This window comes from Variovorax sp. S12S4 (assembly GCF_023195515.1).
Classification (GTDB): Bacteria; Pseudomonadota; Gammaproteobacteria; order Burkholderiales; family Burkholderiaceae_C; genus Variovorax.
In genome coordinates this window covers 5,058,243-5,074,808 of the sequence record NZ_JALPKR020000002.1, presented here as the reverse complement: position 1 = coordinate 5,074,808, position 16,566 = coordinate 5,058,243, and the positions used below count along the sequence as shown (strand labels likewise).

The 16,566-nt window shown below is 65.9% G+C and carries 17 protein-coding genes and 1 tRNA gene; 13 read left to right on the top strand and 5 right to left on the bottom strand.

Annotated elements, in window-relative coordinates:
- Positions 1 to 4: 4 nt before the first annotated feature.
- The 7 genes from purD to rng are packed head-to-tail and all read left to right on the top strand — an operon-like array spanning position 5 to position 6,123.
- Positions 5 to 1,303 (top strand): phosphoribosylamine--glycine ligase, encoded by a 1,299-nt coding sequence (gene purD / locus M0765_RS24865; protein ID WP_258506586.1) that lies wholly within the window; start codon positions 5 to 7, stop codon positions 1,301 to 1,303.
- Positions 1,303 to 2,220, top strand: a complete 918-nt coding sequence (hemF, locus tag M0765_RS24860; RefSeq protein ID WP_258506584.1) for an oxygen-dependent coproporphyrinogen oxidase — start codon at positions 1,303 to 1,305, stop codon at positions 2,218 to 2,220. Before purD ends, hemF begins: the two co-directional genes overlap by 1 nt.
- Positions 2,217 to 2,843, top strand: coding sequence for a nicotinate (nicotinamide) nucleotide adenylyltransferase (gene nadD, locus M0765_RS24855; protein ID WP_258506583.1), 627 nt, complete (start codon positions 2,217 to 2,219; stop codon positions 2,841 to 2,843). The genes hemF and nadD overlap by 4 nt, the downstream gene beginning before the upstream one ends.
- A complete protein-coding gene (gene rsfS, locus M0765_RS24850) occupies positions 2,843 to 3,523 on the top strand; it encodes a ribosome silencing factor (protein ID WP_258506581.1) in 681 nt (226 codons plus the stop codon). The genes nadD and rsfS overlap by 1 nt, the downstream gene beginning before the upstream one ends.
- Complete coding sequence (rlmH, locus tag M0765_RS24845; protein WP_081270496.1) at positions 3,520 to 3,987, top strand: 23S rRNA (pseudouridine(1915)-N(3))-methyltransferase RlmH; 468 nt, start codon at positions 3,520 to 3,522, stop codon at positions 3,985 to 3,987. Before rsfS ends, rlmH begins: the two co-directional genes overlap by 4 nt.
- Complete coding sequence (locus M0765_RS24840; protein ID WP_258506575.1) at positions 3,984 to 4,589, top strand: Maf family protein; 606 nt, start codon at positions 3,984 to 3,986, stop codon at positions 4,587 to 4,589. Before rlmH ends, M0765_RS24840 begins: the two co-directional genes overlap by 4 nt.
- A 7-nt stretch (positions 4,590 to 4,596) precedes the next feature.
- Positions 4,597 to 6,123 carry a ribonuclease G gene (gene rng, locus M0765_RS24835; RefSeq protein WP_258506570.1) on the top strand — a complete coding sequence of 509 codons (1,527 nt, stop codon included), beginning with the start codon at positions 4,597 to 4,599 and terminating at the stop codon, positions 6,121 to 6,123.
- A gap of 15 nt (positions 6,124 to 6,138) precedes the next feature.
- On the opposite strand, the gene msbA is transcribed toward rng, so the two are convergent.
- Positions 6,139 to 7,923 carry a lipid A export permease/ATP-binding protein MsbA gene (msbA, locus tag M0765_RS24830; protein ID WP_258506569.1) on the bottom strand — a complete coding sequence of 595 codons (1,785 nt, stop codon included), beginning with the start codon at positions 7,921 to 7,923 and terminating at the stop codon, positions 6,139 to 6,141.
- Between the two features lie 251 nt (positions 7,924 to 8,174).
- On the opposite strand from msbA, the gene tolB reads away from it, so the two are divergent.
- From tolB to M0765_RS24805, 5 genes are all read left to right on the top strand, one after another.
- A complete protein-coding gene (gene tolB, locus M0765_RS24825; protein WP_258506567.1) occupies positions 8,175 to 9,401 on the top strand; it encodes a Tol-Pal system beta propeller repeat protein TolB in 1,227 nt (408 codons plus the stop codon).
- A gap of 25 nt (positions 9,402 to 9,426) precedes the next feature.
- Positions 9,427 to 9,945, top strand: coding sequence for a peptidoglycan-associated lipoprotein Pal (gene pal, locus M0765_RS24820; RefSeq protein ID WP_258506566.1), 519 nt, complete (start codon positions 9,427 to 9,429; stop codon positions 9,943 to 9,945).
- Positions 9,945 to 10,694, top strand: a complete 750-nt coding sequence (ybgF, locus tag M0765_RS24815) for a tol-pal system protein YbgF (protein ID WP_258506564.1) — start codon at positions 9,945 to 9,947, stop codon at positions 10,692 to 10,694. The genes pal and ybgF overlap by 1 nt, the downstream gene beginning before the upstream one ends.
- Before the next feature lie 19 nt (positions 10,695 to 10,713).
- Positions 10,714 to 11,550 (top strand): tRNA threonylcarbamoyladenosine dehydratase, encoded by an 837-nt coding sequence (locus M0765_RS24810; protein ID WP_443303441.1) that lies wholly within the window; start codon positions 10,714 to 10,716, stop codon positions 11,548 to 11,550.
- A gap of 50 nt (positions 11,551 to 11,600) precedes the next feature.
- A tRNA-Lys gene (locus M0765_RS24805) sits at positions 11,601 to 11,676 on the top strand.
- A gap of 197 nt (positions 11,677 to 11,873) precedes the next feature.
- Here M0765_RS24805 and M0765_RS24800 read toward each other — a convergent pair.
- A complete protein-coding gene (locus tag M0765_RS24800; protein ID WP_258506559.1) occupies positions 11,874 to 12,593 on the bottom strand; it encodes a helix-turn-helix domain-containing protein in 720 nt (239 codons plus the stop codon).
- A 188-nt stretch (positions 12,594 to 12,781) separates the two neighbouring features.
- Between M0765_RS24800 and M0765_RS24795 the strand changes: the two genes are divergently transcribed.
- On the top strand, positions 12,782 to 13,015 hold the full coding sequence (locus M0765_RS24795; RefSeq protein ID WP_258506558.1) for a hypothetical protein: 234 nt from the start codon (positions 12,782 to 12,784) through the stop codon (positions 13,013 to 13,015).
- Here the strand turns inward: M0765_RS24795 and M0765_RS24790 are convergent.
- The 3 genes from M0765_RS24790 to prmB all read right to left on the bottom strand — a co-directional run bounded on the left by M0765_RS24790 (position 12,966) and on the right by prmB (position 16,539).
- Positions 12,966 to 13,469, bottom strand: a complete 504-nt coding sequence (locus M0765_RS24790) for a hypothetical protein (protein WP_157614029.1) — start codon at positions 13,467 to 13,469, stop codon at positions 12,966 to 12,968. The two genes, M0765_RS24795 and M0765_RS24790, sit on opposite strands and share 50 nt — an antisense overlap.
- 27 nt (positions 13,470 to 13,496) lie before the next feature.
- Positions 13,497 to 15,521: an ABC-F family ATP-binding cassette domain-containing protein gene (locus M0765_RS24785; protein WP_258506556.1), complete on the bottom strand. Its 2,025-nt coding sequence runs from the start codon at positions 15,519 to 15,521 to the stop codon at positions 13,497 to 13,499.
- A 136-nt stretch (positions 15,522 to 15,657) separates the two neighbouring features.
- The gene (gene prmB, locus M0765_RS24780) at positions 15,658 to 16,539 is read right to left on the bottom strand and encodes a 50S ribosomal protein L3 N(5)-glutamine methyltransferase (protein ID WP_258506553.1); all 882 of its coding nucleotides are present in this window, start codon (positions 16,537 to 16,539) and stop codon (positions 15,658 to 15,660) included.
- Between the last annotated feature and the right edge of the window lie 27 nt (positions 16,540 to 16,566).

The window sequence follows — 16,566 nt, the reverse complement described above, 5'->3', positions numbered from 1 at the left end:
GCGAATGAAGGTACTGGTAATTGGAGGAGGGGGCCGCGAACACGCCTTGGCGTGGCGCCTGGCGCAGGCCAACCGGGTCAGCCGCGTGTACGTGGCGCCGGGCAATGGCGGCACCGTGAGCGACGAGCGCTACGACTGCATCGACATCACCGAGCCCGCCGCGCTGCGCGAGTGGGCCATGAAGGAAAAGATCGCGCTGACCGTGGTCGGCCCCGAGGCGCCATTGGCTGCCGGCGTGGTGGATGAATTCCGCGCGCACGGCCTGCGCATCTTCGGCCCCACGCAGGCCGCGGCGCAGCTGGAAAGCTCCAAGGCGTTCTCCAAGGCGTTCATGAAGCGCCACAAGATTCCCACGGCCGAGTACGAGGCCTTTACCGACGCGGCCGCGGCCCACGCGTACATCGATGTCAAGGGCGCACCCATCGTCGTCAAGGCCGACGGCCTCGCTGCCGGCAAGGGCGTGGTGGTGGCCATGACCGCGCAAGAGGCGCACGAGGCCGTCGACTTCATGCTGGTCGACAACAAGTTCGGCGTGTCGCACAACGACGGCGGTGCGCGCGTCGTCATCGAAGAGTTCCTGCAGGGCGAAGAAGCCAGCTTCATCGTGCTGTGCGACGGCAAGAACGTGACCGCGCTGGCCACCAGCCAGGACCACAAGCGCCTGCTCGACAACGACGAAGGCCCCAACACCGGCGGCATGGGGGCCTATTCGCCCGCGCCGGTGGTCACGGCCGAGGTGCACGCGCGTGCCATGCGCGAGATCATCCTGCCGACGATTCGCGGCATGGAAAAAGACGGCATTCCGTACACCGGTTTTCTCTATGCCGGCCTCATGATCGATCCGTCGGGCCACCCCAAGACGCTCGAGTTCAACTGCCGCATGGGCGATCCCGAGACGCAGCCGATCATGATGCGGCTCAAGTCCGACCTGTTCGAAGTGTTCTGGCACGCGACCGACGGCACGCTCGACCAGGTCGAACTGCAGTGGGACCGGCGCGTGGCGCTGGGTGTGGTGATGGCGGCGCACGGCTACCCGCTCTCGCCGCGCAAGGGCGACCGCATCACGGGCATTCCGGCCGAGGCGCCCGATGCCGTGGTGTTCCATGCCGGCACCACGCAGCAAGACGGCGAACTCAAAACCAGCGGTGGCCGCGTGCTTTGCGTGACCGTATTGGCGGACAGCGTGAAGCTCGCGCAGCAGCGGGCTTATGAAGTGGCGGCGCGCATCAACTTCGATGGCGCGCAGTACCGCAAGGACATCGGGTACCGGGCGGTTCACGCGCGCAACAACCCGCAGGCTTGATGCAGCAGACCAATCCGGCAGCAGTCGGCGACTACCTGCGCGGCCTTCAGCAGCAGATCGTCGACGCGGTAGAAGCAGCGGACGGCGGCGCCTGCATGCGCGATGCCTGGCAAAAAGAACCTGGAGAGGCTTTGCAGGGACACGGCCTTACCTGCATTCTTGAAGGCGGAGAGCTGTTCGAGCGGGCGGGCTGCGGTTTTTCGCAGGTGCGCGGGCCCAGGCTGCCGCCTTCAGCCACGCAGAACAGGCCTGAACTCGCGGGCGCCCCCTTCGAGGCCATGGGCGTTTCGCTGGTGTTCCACCCGCGCAATCCTTACGTGCCCATCGTTCACATGAACGTGCGCATGCTGGCCGCGTTGCCTGAGGGCAAGGACCCGGTGTGCTGGTTCGGCGGCGGCATGGACCTGACGCCTAGCTACGGCTTCGAGGAAGACGCGGTGCACTTTCACACCGTGTGCCGCGATTCACTCGCTGCATTCGGCGACGACAAATATCCGCGCTTCAAGACGTGGTGCGACGAGTATTTCTTTCTGAAGCACCGCAATGAGCAGCGCGGCATCGGCGGCATCTTTTTCGACGACTTTTCCGAAGGCGGTTTCGAGAACGGTTTTGCCATGCTGCGTTCCGTGGGCAATGCTTTTCTGCCGGCTTACATGCCCATCGTAGAGCGCCGCCGCGGCATGCCGTGGGGCGAGCGCGAACGGGCGTTTCAGCTGTACCGGCGCGGGCGGTACGTCGAGTTCAACCTGGTGTGGGACCGCGGCACGCACTTCGGGCTGCAATCGGGCGGGCGCACCGAATCGATCCTGCTGTCGATGCCGCCGCTTGCAAGCTGGGCCTATCGCCAGCAACCCGAACCTGGAAGCCCCGAAGCCGCGCTGTACAGCGACTTCATCGTGCGGCGCGAGTGGTTGTGAGTTTCTCCGGCGCTCCGCGCATCGGCGTTTTCGGCGGCGCATTCGATCCGCCTCACAACGCCCACGTGGCTTTGGCCGAAGCAGCGCTTTCGCAGCTCGGCCTGGCCGAACTGCACATCATTCCTACTGGCCAGGCTTGGCACAAGAGCCGCACGCTCACGCCGGCGCAAGACCGTCTTGCGATGGCGCGGCTGGCTTTTGCAGGGCTTGCGGGCACCGTGGTGGTCGACAGCCGCGAAGTGTTGCGCGACGGCCCCACTTACACGCTCGATACTCTGCATGAGTTGCGGAATGAACAACCCGGCGCGCAGCTGGTCTTGATCATGGGCGCCGACCAGGCCACCGCCTTGCCCACATGGCACGGCTGGCAGGCTATACTCGGCATTGCTATTGTTTCTGTAGCGTATCGCGCACTATCGACGGGCGGCATTGCTCGTTTTGATCCGAAAATGCTGCCCGGCCTTCCGGCTGGCGCACGTTTCGAAGCGCTCGAATTACCGGCCATGGACACCAGCGCCACCGAAATCCGGCGGCGCGCGGCGCTTGGCGAGGACATTTCCTCGCTGGTTCCGTCCGCCGTTGCACGCTATATTGACCAACACCACCTTTACCGCCCTGCCTGATGACCACTGAAGCCGCCGCCAAGAAAGACACCCAGAAACTCCAGCGAGCCATCATCGATGGACTCGAAGACGTCAAGGCGCAGGACATTCAGGTTTTCGACACAGAGCATCTTTCGCCGCTGTTCGAGCGCGTGATCGTTGCCTCGGGCACCTCCAACCGCCAGACCAAGGCGCTGGCCGCGAGTGTTCGCGACGCGGTGCGCGAGGCCGGCTTCGGCAAGCCGCGCATCGAGGGCGAGGACAACGGCGAGTGGATCATCGTGGACTGCGGCGCAGCCGTGGCGCACATCATGCAGCCCGCCATCCGCCAGTACTACCACCTCGAAGAGATCTGGGGCGACAAGCCCGTGCGCGCGAAGCTCGGCGGCACCAAGCCGGCGCTTGCCACCGCCGCCAAGGTGACCGAAGAGAAGAAGCCCGTCGCCGCCAAGATGCCCAACCTGCGCCGTACCAGCGCGGCCAAGACCGCCATTCGCGCGGCCGAGCAAGAGGCCAAGGCCGAGAAGGCCAGCCGGAGCCCGGCGAAGAAAACCGCCGCGAAGAAGGCGCCTGCCAAGAACGCTCCCGCCAAGAAGACCACGACCGCGCGCGTGCCGGTCAAGGTCGTCGGCAAGCCCGCCGCGAAGAAGCCCGCGGCAAAGAAGGCGCCTGCCAAGAAGGCGCCAGCGCGCCGCGCATGAAGCTCCTGGTGGTCGCCGTCGGGCAGCGCATGCCCGACTGGGCGCAGACTGCCTGGGACGACTACGCCAAGCGCTTCCCGCCGGAGCTCAAGCTCGAGCTGCGCGCGGTCAAGACCGAACCCCGCGGCTCCAAGTCGCTCGAAACGCTTTACGCCGCCGAACGCGAGCGCATCGAAGGCGCCATTGCAAGGGGCATGCGCATCGTTGTGCTCGACGAGCGCGGCACCGCGCTCACCACCAAGGCACTGGCCGCGCGCCTGCAAAGCTGGCAAGGCGAGGGCGATGATGTGGCGCTCGTCATCGGCGGGCCCGACGGGCTCGACCCGGCTTTCAAGGCTGCGGCACATGAACGCATTCGCTTGTCCGACCTGACCCTGCCGCACGCCATGGCGCGCGTGCTGCTGGTCGAGCAGCTGTACCGGGCTTGGTCCGTCAACGCGGGCCATCCGTACCACCGGGAATGACACCAGACTTCATCTATCTCGCGTCGCAGAGCCCGCGCCGTGCCCAACTGCTCGGCCAACTTGGCGTTCGCCACGAACTGCTGCTTGCCGGCCCCGATGAAGACGCCGAATCGCTCGAAGCGGCGTTGCCCAACGAATCGCCCACCGCCTATGTGCAGCGCGTCACAGGGCTCAAGCTCGACGCTGCCGTTGCGCGGCGCAAGCGCCACGGCCTGGCCGATGCGCCGGTGCTCTGCGCAGACACCACGGTCGCGCTGGGCCGCACGATTCTCGGCAAGCCCGAAGACGCGCGCGACGCCGAGCGCATGCTCGCGTTGCTCTCCGGCGCCACGCACCGCGTGCTGACGGCCGTCGCGCTGCAGCACGGCCGCCGTCGCCACGCTGCACTCAGCGTGTCGCGCGTGCGCTTCGCGGCAATCGGCGAGAAGCAGATCGCGCGCTATGCCGCAAGCGGCGAGCCGCTCGGCAAGGCCGGCGCCTATGCAATCCAGGGCGCGGCGGCTGCGTTCATCGAACACATCAGCGGGTCCTATTCGGGCATCATGGGACTCCCGATGTTCGAGACCGCGCAGCTCCTTCGCAGCGCCGGTTTCAATACCTGAGAACTCCATGCAAGACATCCTGATCAACTGGTCCCCGCAAGAGACCCGTGTGGCGCTGGTCGAGCACGGCGCCGTGCAAGAGCTGCACATCGAACGCACGCTGGAGCGCGGGCTGGTCGGCAACATCTACCTGGGCAAGGTCTCGCGCGTGCTGCCGGGCATGCAGTCGGCCTTCATCGACATCGGCCTGGAACGCACGGCCTTCCTGCATGTGGCCGACATCGTGGCGCCTTTCACGCCGGGTTCGCGGCCGAGCGCACCCGCGCCCGATCGCGACCACCGCAACGGTGGGCCGATGGTGCCCATCGAGAAGCAGGTGTTCGAAGGCCAGTCGCTCCTGGTGCAGGTGATCAAGGACCCGATCGGTACCAAGGGTGCGCGGCTCTCGACGCAAATCAGCATTGCGGGCCGGCTGCTGGTGTTCTTGCCGCAAGACAACCACATCGGCGTTTCACAGAAGATTCCTTCGGACCAGCGCGAATCGTTGCGCACCCGAATGCTGGCGCTGATCGAGGCTGCCGCGGCGGCCGACAGCGGCGGCGTGGTGCCGGCCAACACTGGGGGCTTCATTCTGCGCACCAACGGCGAAGACTCGTCCGATGCCGAACTGGCCGAAGACATCGCCTACCTTCGCAAGACCTGGTCTCGCATTCGCGATTCGTCGGGCAAGGTGCCGCCCATGTCGCTGCTGCACCAGGACTTGAGCCTGCTGCAGCGCGTGCTGCGCGACATGACCAGCGAAGACACGCAGACCATCCGCATCGATTCGCGCGAGCAGTTCGAGGTGCTGCTGAAGTTCGGGCTCGAATACATGCCGCAGGCGGCCGGCAAGCTTCAGCACTACAAGGGCGAGCGGCCGATCTTCGACCTGTATTCGGTCGACGAGGAAATTGCCAAGGCGCTGGGTCGGCGGGTCGATCTCAAGTCGGGCGGCTACCTGGTGGTCGACCAGACCGAGGCGCTCACCACGGTGGACGTGAACACAGGCGGCTTTGTGGGCGCGCGCAATTTCGACGACACCATTTTCAAGACCAACCTCGAGGCGGCGCAAGCCATTGCGAGGCAACTGCGGCTGCGCAACCTGGGCGGGATCATCATCGTCGACTTCATCGACATGGGGCGCGACGACCATCGCGAGCAGGTGCTGGCGGAGTTTCGCAAGCAGCTCGCGCGCGACCGCGTCAAGACCACTGCCGGCGGCTTCTCTCAGCTCGGGCTGGTCGAGATGACGCGAAAGCGCACGCGCGAGTCGCTGGCGCACATGCTGTGCGAGCCCTGCGCGGCATGCGGCGGGCAAGGCATCGTGAAGACGGCGCGCAGCGTGGCCTACGACGTGATGCGCGAGATATTGCGCGAGGCGCGGCAGTTCACGCCGCGCGAATTCCGCATCGTTTCATCGCCGCAGGTGATCGAACTGTTCCTGGACGAAGAAAGCCAGCACCTGGCTGGCTTGAGCGACTTCATCGGCAAGCCGATTTCATTGCAGGCCGAGCCCGCCATCGGGCAAGGGCAATACGACATCGTATTGCTCTGACCCGAAGGCCTCGGTTCAGAGCGTCGGGTCTTGCCCCGGCGTTGCACTGCGCACAGCCAGCGTCTGCAGGCGCGCATAGAGCCCGTCCAGCGCCATCAGCTGTTCATGGCTGCCTTGCTCGGCAATGCGGCCTTTTTCCATCACGATGATGCGGTCGGCATGCTGGATGGTCGAAAGCCGGTGCGCCACGATCAGCGTGGTGCGGTTCTGCATCAGGCGCTGCAGGGCGTCTTGCACCAGCCGCTCCGATTCGGTGTCGAGCGCGGAGGTGGCTTCGTCGAGCAGCAGGATGGGCGCGTTCTTGTAGAGCGCGCGCGCAATCGCCAGGCGCTGCCGCTGGCCACCCGAAAGCTGGGTGGCGTTGTGGCCGAGCACGGTGTCGATGCCCTGCGGCAGGCTCCCCACATGGCTGGACAGGTTCGCCGCGTCTATGCACTGCTGCACCCGGTCGCGATCGATTTCGGAGCCCAGCGCCACGTTGGCGGCCAGCGTGTCGTTGAGCATCACCACGTCCTGGCTCACCATGGCGAACTGCGCGCGCAGGCTCTTGAGCTCCCATTCGGCGGTGTCGTGGCCGTCGAGCAGCACCTGCCCGCCGCTCGGCAGCACGAAGCGCGGCAGCAGGTTGACCAGCGTGGTCTTGCCGGAGCCCGAGGGGCCGACGAAAGCCACCACTTGCCCAGGCTCGATGGCAAGGCTCACGCCGTCGAGCGCGCGGGCCTCGTCTTCGCCGCGGTAGCTGACCACCGCATCGCGCAGCTCGATGCGGCCTTGCGCACGTTCGATGCGGAAGCTGCCTTGCGGCTCGGGGGACACATCGTCGATCAGCACCAGGCCGCGCTCGAGGGCGGCCAGGCCGCGGGTGATGGGCGCGGCCATGTCCGCGAGGCGGCGAATGGGCGCAATCAGCATCAGCATGGCGGTGATGTAGGCGACAAAACCGCCCACCGTGAGGCCTTGCTCGCCGCTTTGCCAGAGCGCAATCATCACCACCACCGACAGCGCAAGCGAGGCCATCATCTGCGTGAGCGGCGTCGTGGCCGCCTGCGCGATGGTCGACTTCACGGCCAAGCGATTGAGGCGCTGGCTCAGCTGCTCGAAGCGTTCGCCTTGCGCTTCTTCGGCGCCGTGCAGCCGCACCATGCGGTGCGCGAGCACGTTTTCTTCCACCACGTAAGCCAGCTCGTCGGTGGCTTGCTGGCCCTGCTGCGTCAGGCGATACAGGCGCTTGGAGAACACCTTCATGATCCACGAGATGCTCGGCACCAGGAAGGCGACGATGAGCGTGAGCTTCCAGTTCAGGTAGACCAGGTAGGCGAGCAGCGCAACCAGCGTGAAGCCGTCGCGCGAAAGCCCGAGCAGCGCCTGCACCAGCAGCATGGAGCCGGTCTGCACCTCATACACCACCGTGTTGGAAAGCGCGCTGGCCGACTGGCGTGAGAACAGCGCCAGCTCGGCCCCGAGCAGCCGCTGGAACAGCACGCGCCGCAGCCGCTGCATGCCTTCGTTGGCAATGCGCGAGAGCGCGTATTGGGAAATGAACTGCGCAATGCCGCGCACCGCAAACAGCAGCAGCACGGCAGCGGGCACCATCCAAAGCGCCAACTGCCCGCGGTTGAATCCGCGGTCGAGCAGCGGCTTGAGCAGGGCGGCCATCAAGGGCTCGGTAATGGCCGCCATCAGGGCGCCGACGATCCCGACGGCCCACCAATGGCGTGAGCCGCCGAACCAGGTCATGAGGCGCGCCAGCCGGCGAATCAGGGGAGGGCGTGCGGTCTCACTGCCGGGGGATGCTTGCATGGCGGCGGATTCTACGGGGCGCCCAAACAGGCCTTCAGCAAGGTGTCATGTAGGACCGCGCCGCCCAATACACGTTTTGTGACGGCACGATCAAACCAGTGTGTAACATGTGGCCCGTCGCATCGGGTAGAACTTTTTTCCCCGAAACATCTCCGAACCGCATGAACAAGCCGTTGCCAGTTTCCATTCCAACTCCTTCTTCATCGTTTTTTGCACGCCGCGGTCTTGTCGCGGCTCTTGCTGCAACTCCCATGCTGCCCGCGCTCGCCCAGTTCCGGGTCGAGGTCTCGGGCGTCGGGCTGACGCAGCTGCCCATTGCGCTGGTCCCGTTCAAGGGCCAGGACGCCTCGCCCCAGAAAATTTCCGAGATCGTGCAGGCCGACCTCGAACGCAGCGGCCAGTTTCGCGGCGTCGATGCCTCCGGCCAGGCGCTCGACGAAGCCTCGCGCCCCGACCTCGCGCTGTGGCGCCAGCGCACCGCGGATTCGCTGGTGGTCGGCAGCGTCACGCGGCTGGGCGATGGCCGCTTCGACGTGCGCTTTCGCCTCTGGGATGTGGTGCGCGGACAGGACCTCGGCGGCCAGAGCTACACCGTTCCGCAGGGCGACCTGCGGCTCGCGTCGCACCGCATTGCAGACTACGTCTATGAAAAGCTGACCGGCGACAAAGGCATCTTCTCGACCCGCATCGCCTACGTGACCAAGGGCGGCAGCCGCTACTCGCTGTGGGTGGCGGACGCCGATGGCGAGAACGCGCAGGCCGCGCTCGCGAGCCCGGAACCCATCATTTCGCCCGTGTGGTCGTCCAACGGCCAGCAACTCGCGTATGTGTCCTTCGAATCGCGCAAGCCCGTGGTGTACGTGCACAACGTGGCCAGCGGCCAGCGCCGCCTGCTTGCAAACTTTCGCGGCTCCAACAGCGCGCCGGCATGGGCACCCGACGGCAACTCGCTGGCGGTTACGCTCAGCCGTGACGGCGGCTCGCAGCTCTACACCATCGCGGCCAGCGGCGGCGAGCCGCGACGCCTGACGCAGAGCGCCAGCATCGACACCGAGCCGGTCTACTCGGCCGACGGCAGCACGATCTACTTCGTGAGCGACCGCGGCGGTGCTCCCCAGATCTACAAGATGAGCGCCGGAGGCGGCGCGCCAACCCGTGTCACCTTCAGTGGCACCTACAACATTTCTCCTTCTGTCAGCGGCGATGGTCGGTGGTTGGCCTACATCTCCCGCGTTGGCGGTGCGTTCAAACTCCACGTGATGGAGTTGGCAACCGGCAATGTCTCGGCCATCACCGACACCTCGGCAGACGAGAGCCCAAGCTTTGCCCCCAATAGCAAGCTGATCGTCTACGCAACGCACCTGCAAGGCCGCGAAGCGCTCATGACGACCACGCTGGACGGAAAAATCAAGGCACGGCTGGCGGGGCAGGCGGGAGACATTAGAGAACCGGACTGGGGTCCGTTTCAAAAGCAATGACCAAGGTTTATTTGAGGAGTACCCAATGTTGAAACGTACGATTTATTCGCTGGCCATCGTGGCTCTGATTGCTGGCTGCTCGTCGGGCACCAAGCTCAACGACACACCGGTGACCGACCGCTCCGGAACCGCCGGCAGCCAGCAGGGCAGCGCCAGCGGCGTCGCGCCCGTCACCATCGACCCCAATGCCGGCACCGCGCAAGGGCCGGTCGGTATCGAACGCATCGTCTATTTCGACTACGACAGCTACACGGTCAAGCCCGAGTTCCAGTCCCTGATCGACGGCCATGCCCGTTTCCTCAAGGCCAATCCGCAGCGCCGTGTTTCCATTGAAGGCCACACCGATGAGCGTGGCGGCCGTGAGTACAACCTTGCACTGGGCCAGAAGCGTTCCGAAGCCGTCCGCCGCTCGCTGACGCTGCTGGGCGTGAACGATGCCCAGATCGAAGCCGTGAGCTTCGGCAAGGAAAAGCCGGCGGCTCAGGGCTCGGGCGAAGACGTCTGGGCTCAGAACCGCCGCGCTGAACTCCGCTACACCCGGTGATGCAACACGCTCTATTGCGAGGCGCGGCACTGGCTGCCGCCTTGCTCTGCGTTTCGGCAGGCTCGCAAGCCGCGTTGTTCGAGGATGACGAGGCGCGCCGCGCCATTCTCGACCTGCGGCAGCGTGTCGAAGCCATGCGCCAGCAGACCGACCAGCGGCTGACCGACGAAAACGGCCAGCTGCGCCGCAGCCTGCTCGACCTGCAAAACCAGATCGAGCAGATGCGGGGCGATCTTGCGCGCATGACCGGCCAGAACGAGCAGCTGCAGCGCACGCTGAGCGAAATGCAGTCCCGCCAGAGCACCATCGACGACCGGCTGAAGCAGAACGAACCCACGAAGGTTTCGGTGGACGGACGCGAGTTCACCGCCGACCCCAAGGAAAAAGCCGACTTCGACGCCGCGCTCGGCATCTTTCGTGCGGGGCAGTTCGCGCAGGCGCAAACCGCCTTCGCGGAGTTCGTCAAGCGCTACCCGCAGAGCGGCTACAACGCCTCGGCGTTGTTCTGGCTCGGCAATGCCCAGTACGCCACACGCAACTACAACGAGGCCATTGCGAACTTCCGCTCCATGCTGTCGCTCGCGCCCGACCACGCCAAGGCTCCCGAGGCCGTGCTGTCGATCGCGAACTGCCAGATCGAGCTGAAGGACACGCGCGCCGCGCGTCGCACGCTGGAAGACCTGACCAAGGCCTATCCGCAATCCGAAGCCGCCCAGGCGGGCCGCGAGCGCCTCTCGCGCCTGCGTTGAAGCCGGCGGAGCACTCCGCTTGAATGCAATCCTTCCGGAAGCACTGAACGCCGCCGCGGCTGTCGTCACCGACACCGCGGCGCCTGACTTTGCGCGCCGCTTCGGCGGCCTCGAACGCCTCTATGGCGTGGCGGGCGCCGCGCGCATCCGCAACGCGCATGTGCTCGTCGTCGGCATCGGTGGCGTCGGCTCCTGGGCGGTCGAAGCCCTGGCGCGCAGCGGAGTGGGGCGGCTGACGCTGATCGACCTCGACCACGTTTCGGAGTCGAACATCAACCGCCAGATCCACGCGCTCGATTCGACCGTAGGGCAAGCCAAGGTCGAGGCGATGCGCGATCGCATTGCGCAGATCAACCCCGAGTGCAAGGTGTTCGCCATCGACGAATTCGTCGAGCCCGGCAACTGGACTGCGCTGCTGGATGCGTCGCAGGCCGAGAACGGGCCCGCAACCGCCGTCATCGATGCATGCGACCAGGTGAAGGCCAAGCTCGCGATGGCGGCATGGGCACGCGCATCGCGCGCCGCCTTCGTCACCGTGGGTGCGGCCGGCGGCAAGCGGCAGGCGCACAAGGTCGACATCGACGACCTTTCGCTCGTCACGCACGACCCGCTGCTTGCCCAGCTGCGCCAGCGCCTGCGCAAGGAACACGGCGCACCACGCGAAGGCCGCAAGATCGGCGTGGCCTGCGTCTTCAGCCGCGAAAGCGTTGCGCCGCCCGATGCCTCCTGCGCCATCGAAGGTGACGGCTCGCTCAACTGCCATGGCTACGGTTCAGTGGTGAGCGTGACGGCCACTTTCGGCCAATGCGCCGCAGGTTGGGTTCTCGACAAAATCGCGAGCAACGTCGCGCTATAATCTTTGGCTTTGCCGGATTCAACTCTGGCAAAGAAGAAGAAAATGGTTCCGGGACGTTAGCTCAGTTGGTAGAGCAGCGGACTTTTAATCCGTTGGTCACTGGTTCGAATCCAGTACGTCCTACCACCCGAATCGCGTGAATATTGAAAGCCTGCTGTCGAGAGATAGCAGGCTTTTTTGTTTGCCAAAAAAACAGCCCGCACAAGGGCGGGCTGGAAGGTGACCTGCTGGAGGAGGGAGGATCAGAGAGGATGCAGGCCACGGGGAGAAGGAGCCTCTACTGTGCCCGCCGAACCTGCACGCAACCTGACCTGGCGCGTGCGTCAGTCTTCGTCTTCCCACTTGCCGATGACGGTGCCCAGCACGATGAACTCCGCGCGGATCGGCTCGTGCCTGGGGTTCAACGGCAGCAGCCAGCGGCGGCCGTCTTCTTCCTTGAAGACCTTGAACGTGACCTCGTTGTTCGACTCGAGCCTGGCGATGATGCGTTCGCCGTCGGCGGGCGCTGTTCGCAGCGTGTCGACGAAGATGATCGATTCCGCGGGGTAGCTCTTCAGGTGGCCGTGCGGGGCGGTCATGCTGTCGCCGCGCACGCGCAATGCATAGGTGTTGCCGGCGCTGTGATGCGCAACGCAGGGAATCCATCGCTCGGCATCGATCGGGCCTCGGCCGGCGCCGCCGGTCCATGTGGCCGCCTGCGTCCATGCAATGAGCGGCACCGTACCGGGCGTGCCCGGGCTGAATGAAGGGCTCGAGGGCGGCGTTCGCGTGACGCGGTATGGGCCGGGAGGTTCATTGGCGTTGTCTCGGGCCGGACGCAGTTGCACTTCGTCCCATGGAGCGGGGCCGTCGCCGGTGTCGAGCCAGTTGGGGTCGACGCGATACGCGCGAGCCAGGGCGAGCAGGCCCATCGAGCGGCCGGTGTCGCCCCGTTCGATCTTCGAGATGTTCGACTGCTTGACGCCCGAAGCGGCTTCGGCCTGCTTCTGGGTCATCTTGGCGTATTTGCGTGCTGCCAGTGCACGCGCTGCAATAGTCTCCATGGGCGCAGATTTAAGCGCAGGCGAATATTCAACTTGGACTCTAGAATAGTTGAAAGGGAGTATTTGCCATGAAACCACGCAAGTTGGTGCTGGCGCCGAAAGCCTCAGGGCCAACGCGAAAGCAAACGGAAAAACGAGCACGTGGCATAAAGCCGTGCCGCGGTCAGGTTCACCCCATGGGCTGAACCATGCAAAGGCCATCGACACCGGGCCTGTGGCTCGACCGGGCGCTTTGCGCGCTGTTGGCGCTGCTGTCTGCCGCAGCGCTCTTCTACGGAATTCGCCTGCGTGACTACGGCCTGGGTGGGCTGGCCATTTCAGGTCTGGTCACCGCGGCTTGCGTCGGCCTTGCGCTGTTCGACGACTGCGCCTTCAGGCGGGCGCGTGCGGTTCGGGAGGCGATAAGGCGAGGGTCGAGCTGACGCGCACGCAGTCCTTGATGTGCTGCTCGCCCAACGCACGCAAGGCGGCGTAGCCTAACGCGGCCGAAACGATCTGCCCGGCAATCGGCACGTACTTGGCGGCCTGCTTGGCCGTGAGCTTCACGCCGGCATGCCTGGCGAGCTTGATCAGCAGGTCGCGCGTGACCAGCCGGCCCACCAGCAGGGCGCCAACCGTGGTGGCAGCCTTCTGGATGCGCTCGCGCTGGTGCGGCGCGAGCTTTTCGACCTGGGTGACCGAAAGGCCGAACTCGGCGCTGATCTGCGGCACGAGCCGCGAGAGCAGGGCGGCATCGGCCGCCCAATCGACGCCGGGCACCGGAATGGCGCTGGCGGCAGCGGCCATCAGGGCCTTGCGGCCGATCAGCCGGCGGCTGCGGTGGACCGCGGCAATGAGCTTTTCGTCACCCCGGGCCAGTTCGATGGCGGACGGCATGGCGCGTGTCTCCTTTGCAGGTTCGGTTCAGGCCGCCAGCGCCTCGAGCTGGTCCGACAGGGCCAGCCAGCGCTCCTCGAGGCGGCCGATTTCTTCGTTGAGGATTTTCAGCCGCTTGCCTGCTTCGGCAATTTCAGCCGACGGCAGCGGCTGCGCAAGGCGCGCCTCCAGCGCCGTGCGTTCGGCGCCTGCCGCGCCCAGGCGTTCGTCGATCTGCGCGATTTCGCGCTTGATGGGCTTGGCCTGGTCGCTGCGTTGCTGGCGGCCCTGGGCGTCTTGCTTGCGCTGCTGCGGGTTCTTGGCGGCGGCAGCGGATTCGCTCTCGGTGACAGCCGGCGCAGGCGCAGGCGCAGCCACGGCGGGTGCAGCGGCACTTGCGGCCTCGCGCACGGCCACCTTGGCCTCTTCGCGCAGCCGCTTGGCTTCGTCGAGCAGGTAGCGCTGGTAGTCGTCGAGGTCGCCGTCGAAATCGGTGACCACACCGCGGCCCACCAGCCAGAATTCGTCGCATACCGAGCGCAGCAGCGCACGGTCGTGGCTCACGAGCATCAGCGTGCCTTCGAACTCGTTCAGGGCCACGGCCAGGGCCTCGCGGGTGGCCAGGTCCAGGTGGTTGGTGGGCTCGTCCAGCAGCAGCAGGTTGGGGCGCTGCCACACCATCATCGCGAGAACCAGCCGCGCCTTTTCGCCGCCGCTCATGGTGCCCACGGGCTGCTTCACCATGTCGCCGCTGAAGTTGAAGCTGCCCAGGAAGCCGCGCAAGGCCTGCTCGCCGGTGGCCTCTTTCACGCTGCTGCCGAGTTCGCGCGCCATGCGCACCATGTGCTCGAGCGGTGTGTCCTGCGGGCGCAGCACGTCGAGTTCCTGCTGCGCAAAGTAGCCGATGTTGAGGCCCTTGCCTTCGGTCACCTGGCCGGCCAGCGCGCCCATTTCGCGCGCAATGGTCTTCACCAGGGTCGACTTGCCCTGGCCGTTGGCGCCCAGAATGCCGATGCGCTGGCCCGCCAGCACCGAGCGGCTGACGCCGCGCAGAATGGTCTTGGGCTCTTCGCCTTCGATCTCATAGCCGAAGCTCGCATTGCTGATCGAGAGCATCGGGTTCGGAATGTTGCCTGGCTCCTTGAATTCGAAGGTGAAGTCGGCCTCGGCCAGCAGCGGCGCCACGCGCTCCATGCGCTCCAGCGCCTTGACGCGGCTTTGCGCCTGCTTGGCCTTGCTGGCCTTGGCCTTGAAGCGGTCGATGAACTTCTGCAGGTGGGCGATCTTGTCCTGCTGCTTGCTGAAGGCAACTTGCTGCTGCTCCATCTGCCGCGCGCGCATGTCCTCGAACTTGCTGTAGTTGCCGCCGTAGCGCGTGAGCTGGGCGTTGGCAATGTGCAGGGTCACGTCGGTCACGGCATCGAGAAACTCGCGGTCGTGGCTGATGACGATCATGGTGCCGGCGTACTTCTGCAGCCAGGCTTCGAGCCAGACGAGCGCGTCCAGGTCCAGATGGTTGGTGGGTTCGTCGAGCAGCAGCAGGTCGCTCGGGCACATCAGCGCGCGGGCCAGCTGCAGGCGCATGCGCCAACCGCCCGAGAAGCTGTTCACGGGCTCGTCGAGCTCATGCGACTTGAAGCCCAGGCCAAGAATCAGCGCCTGCGCGCGCGGCACTGCGTCGTGTTCGCCGGCATCGGCCAGGTCGGTGTACGCGTGGGCCAGTTCCATGCCGATGTCGCCATCGTCGGGGTTGGCCTCGTAGGCGGCCTCGATGGCGGCCAGCTTCTCGCGCAGCTCGGTCAGGCGGGTGTCGCCGCCCACCACGAATTCGGTGGCCGACTCGTCGGTTTCGGGCATGTTCTGTGCCACCTGGGCCATGCGCCAGTGCTTGGGCACTGAAAAGTCGCCGCCGTCTTCGTGCAGCGTGCCGTTGAGCAGCGCGAACAGCGTCGACTTGCCCGCGCCGTTGCGGCCCACCAGGCCGACCTTTTCACCGGGGTTGAGAGTGACGGTGGCGCCGTCGAGCAGAACCTTGGCGCTGCGGCGAAGAATGACGTTTTTGAGAGTAATCATGAAATAGGAACCGTAGGGGCGATTATCCCGCCCAGCCCCGGACGGCCTGGCGCAAAGGGGCATAGGGGCGAAGAGCGCCCGATAAAGGGGCCGCAGCGCAGGCTGCGGAAAGCGATGGGGGCTTGGCCAGGCGCAGCTAACGCGCGCCGGCGCCGGCCAGCAGGGCGGCGCGGGTGACCAGCAAGACCTGGTCCTCGCCCGCCGACGTTTCGAGCCACACCACCTCGAGCTGCGGAAACGCCGCCTCGAAGTAGTCGCGCTCGTTGCCGATTTCAAGCACCAGCACCGCCTGCTCGCTCATGCGCGAAGGCGCGTCGGCGAACAGCTGGCGCACAAAGTCCATGCCGTCGGTGCCACCGGCCAGCGCCAGTTCAGGCTCGGCGCGATATTCGGCGGGCAGGGCGGCCATGCTCGCGCTGTTCACATAGGGCGGGTTGCACAGCACCAGGTCGTAGGGGCCGGCTACCTTCTTGAGGCCGTCCGATTCGATCAGCGTCACGCGTGCATCGAGTTGGTGCCGCGTCACGTTGATGGCGGCTACTTCGAGCGCTTCCACCGACAGGTCGGCGGCGTCCACCGTCACGTCCGGATAGGTCAGCGCCGCGAGCACGGCCAGGCTGCCGTTGCCGGTGCACAGGTCGAGCACGCGCTGCGTGTGCTCGCCCAGCCAGTAGTCGATGCTGCCGTCGGCAATCAGTTCGGCAATGAAGCTACGCGGCACGATGGCGCGCTCGTCCACATAGAAGGGCACGCCCTGCAGCCAGGCTTCCTTTGTGAGATAGGCGGCGGGCTTGCGCGTGGCAATGCGCTCTTCGACGAGCGCCTGCACCTTGCCGGCATCGGCCGGGGACACGGGCGTGTCGGCCACCGCGTCCAGGTCGTCGAGCGGCAGCTTCAGGCGCCACAGCACAAGCCAGGCGGCTTCGTCGAACGCGTTGGCGGTGCCGTGGCCGAAGGCGACGCCGGCCTCTTCCAGCTGCTTGGCGCCGGCTTCGATCAGCTCGATGACGGTGCTCATGGATTTGCTCCTTCCCCCTTTGGGGAA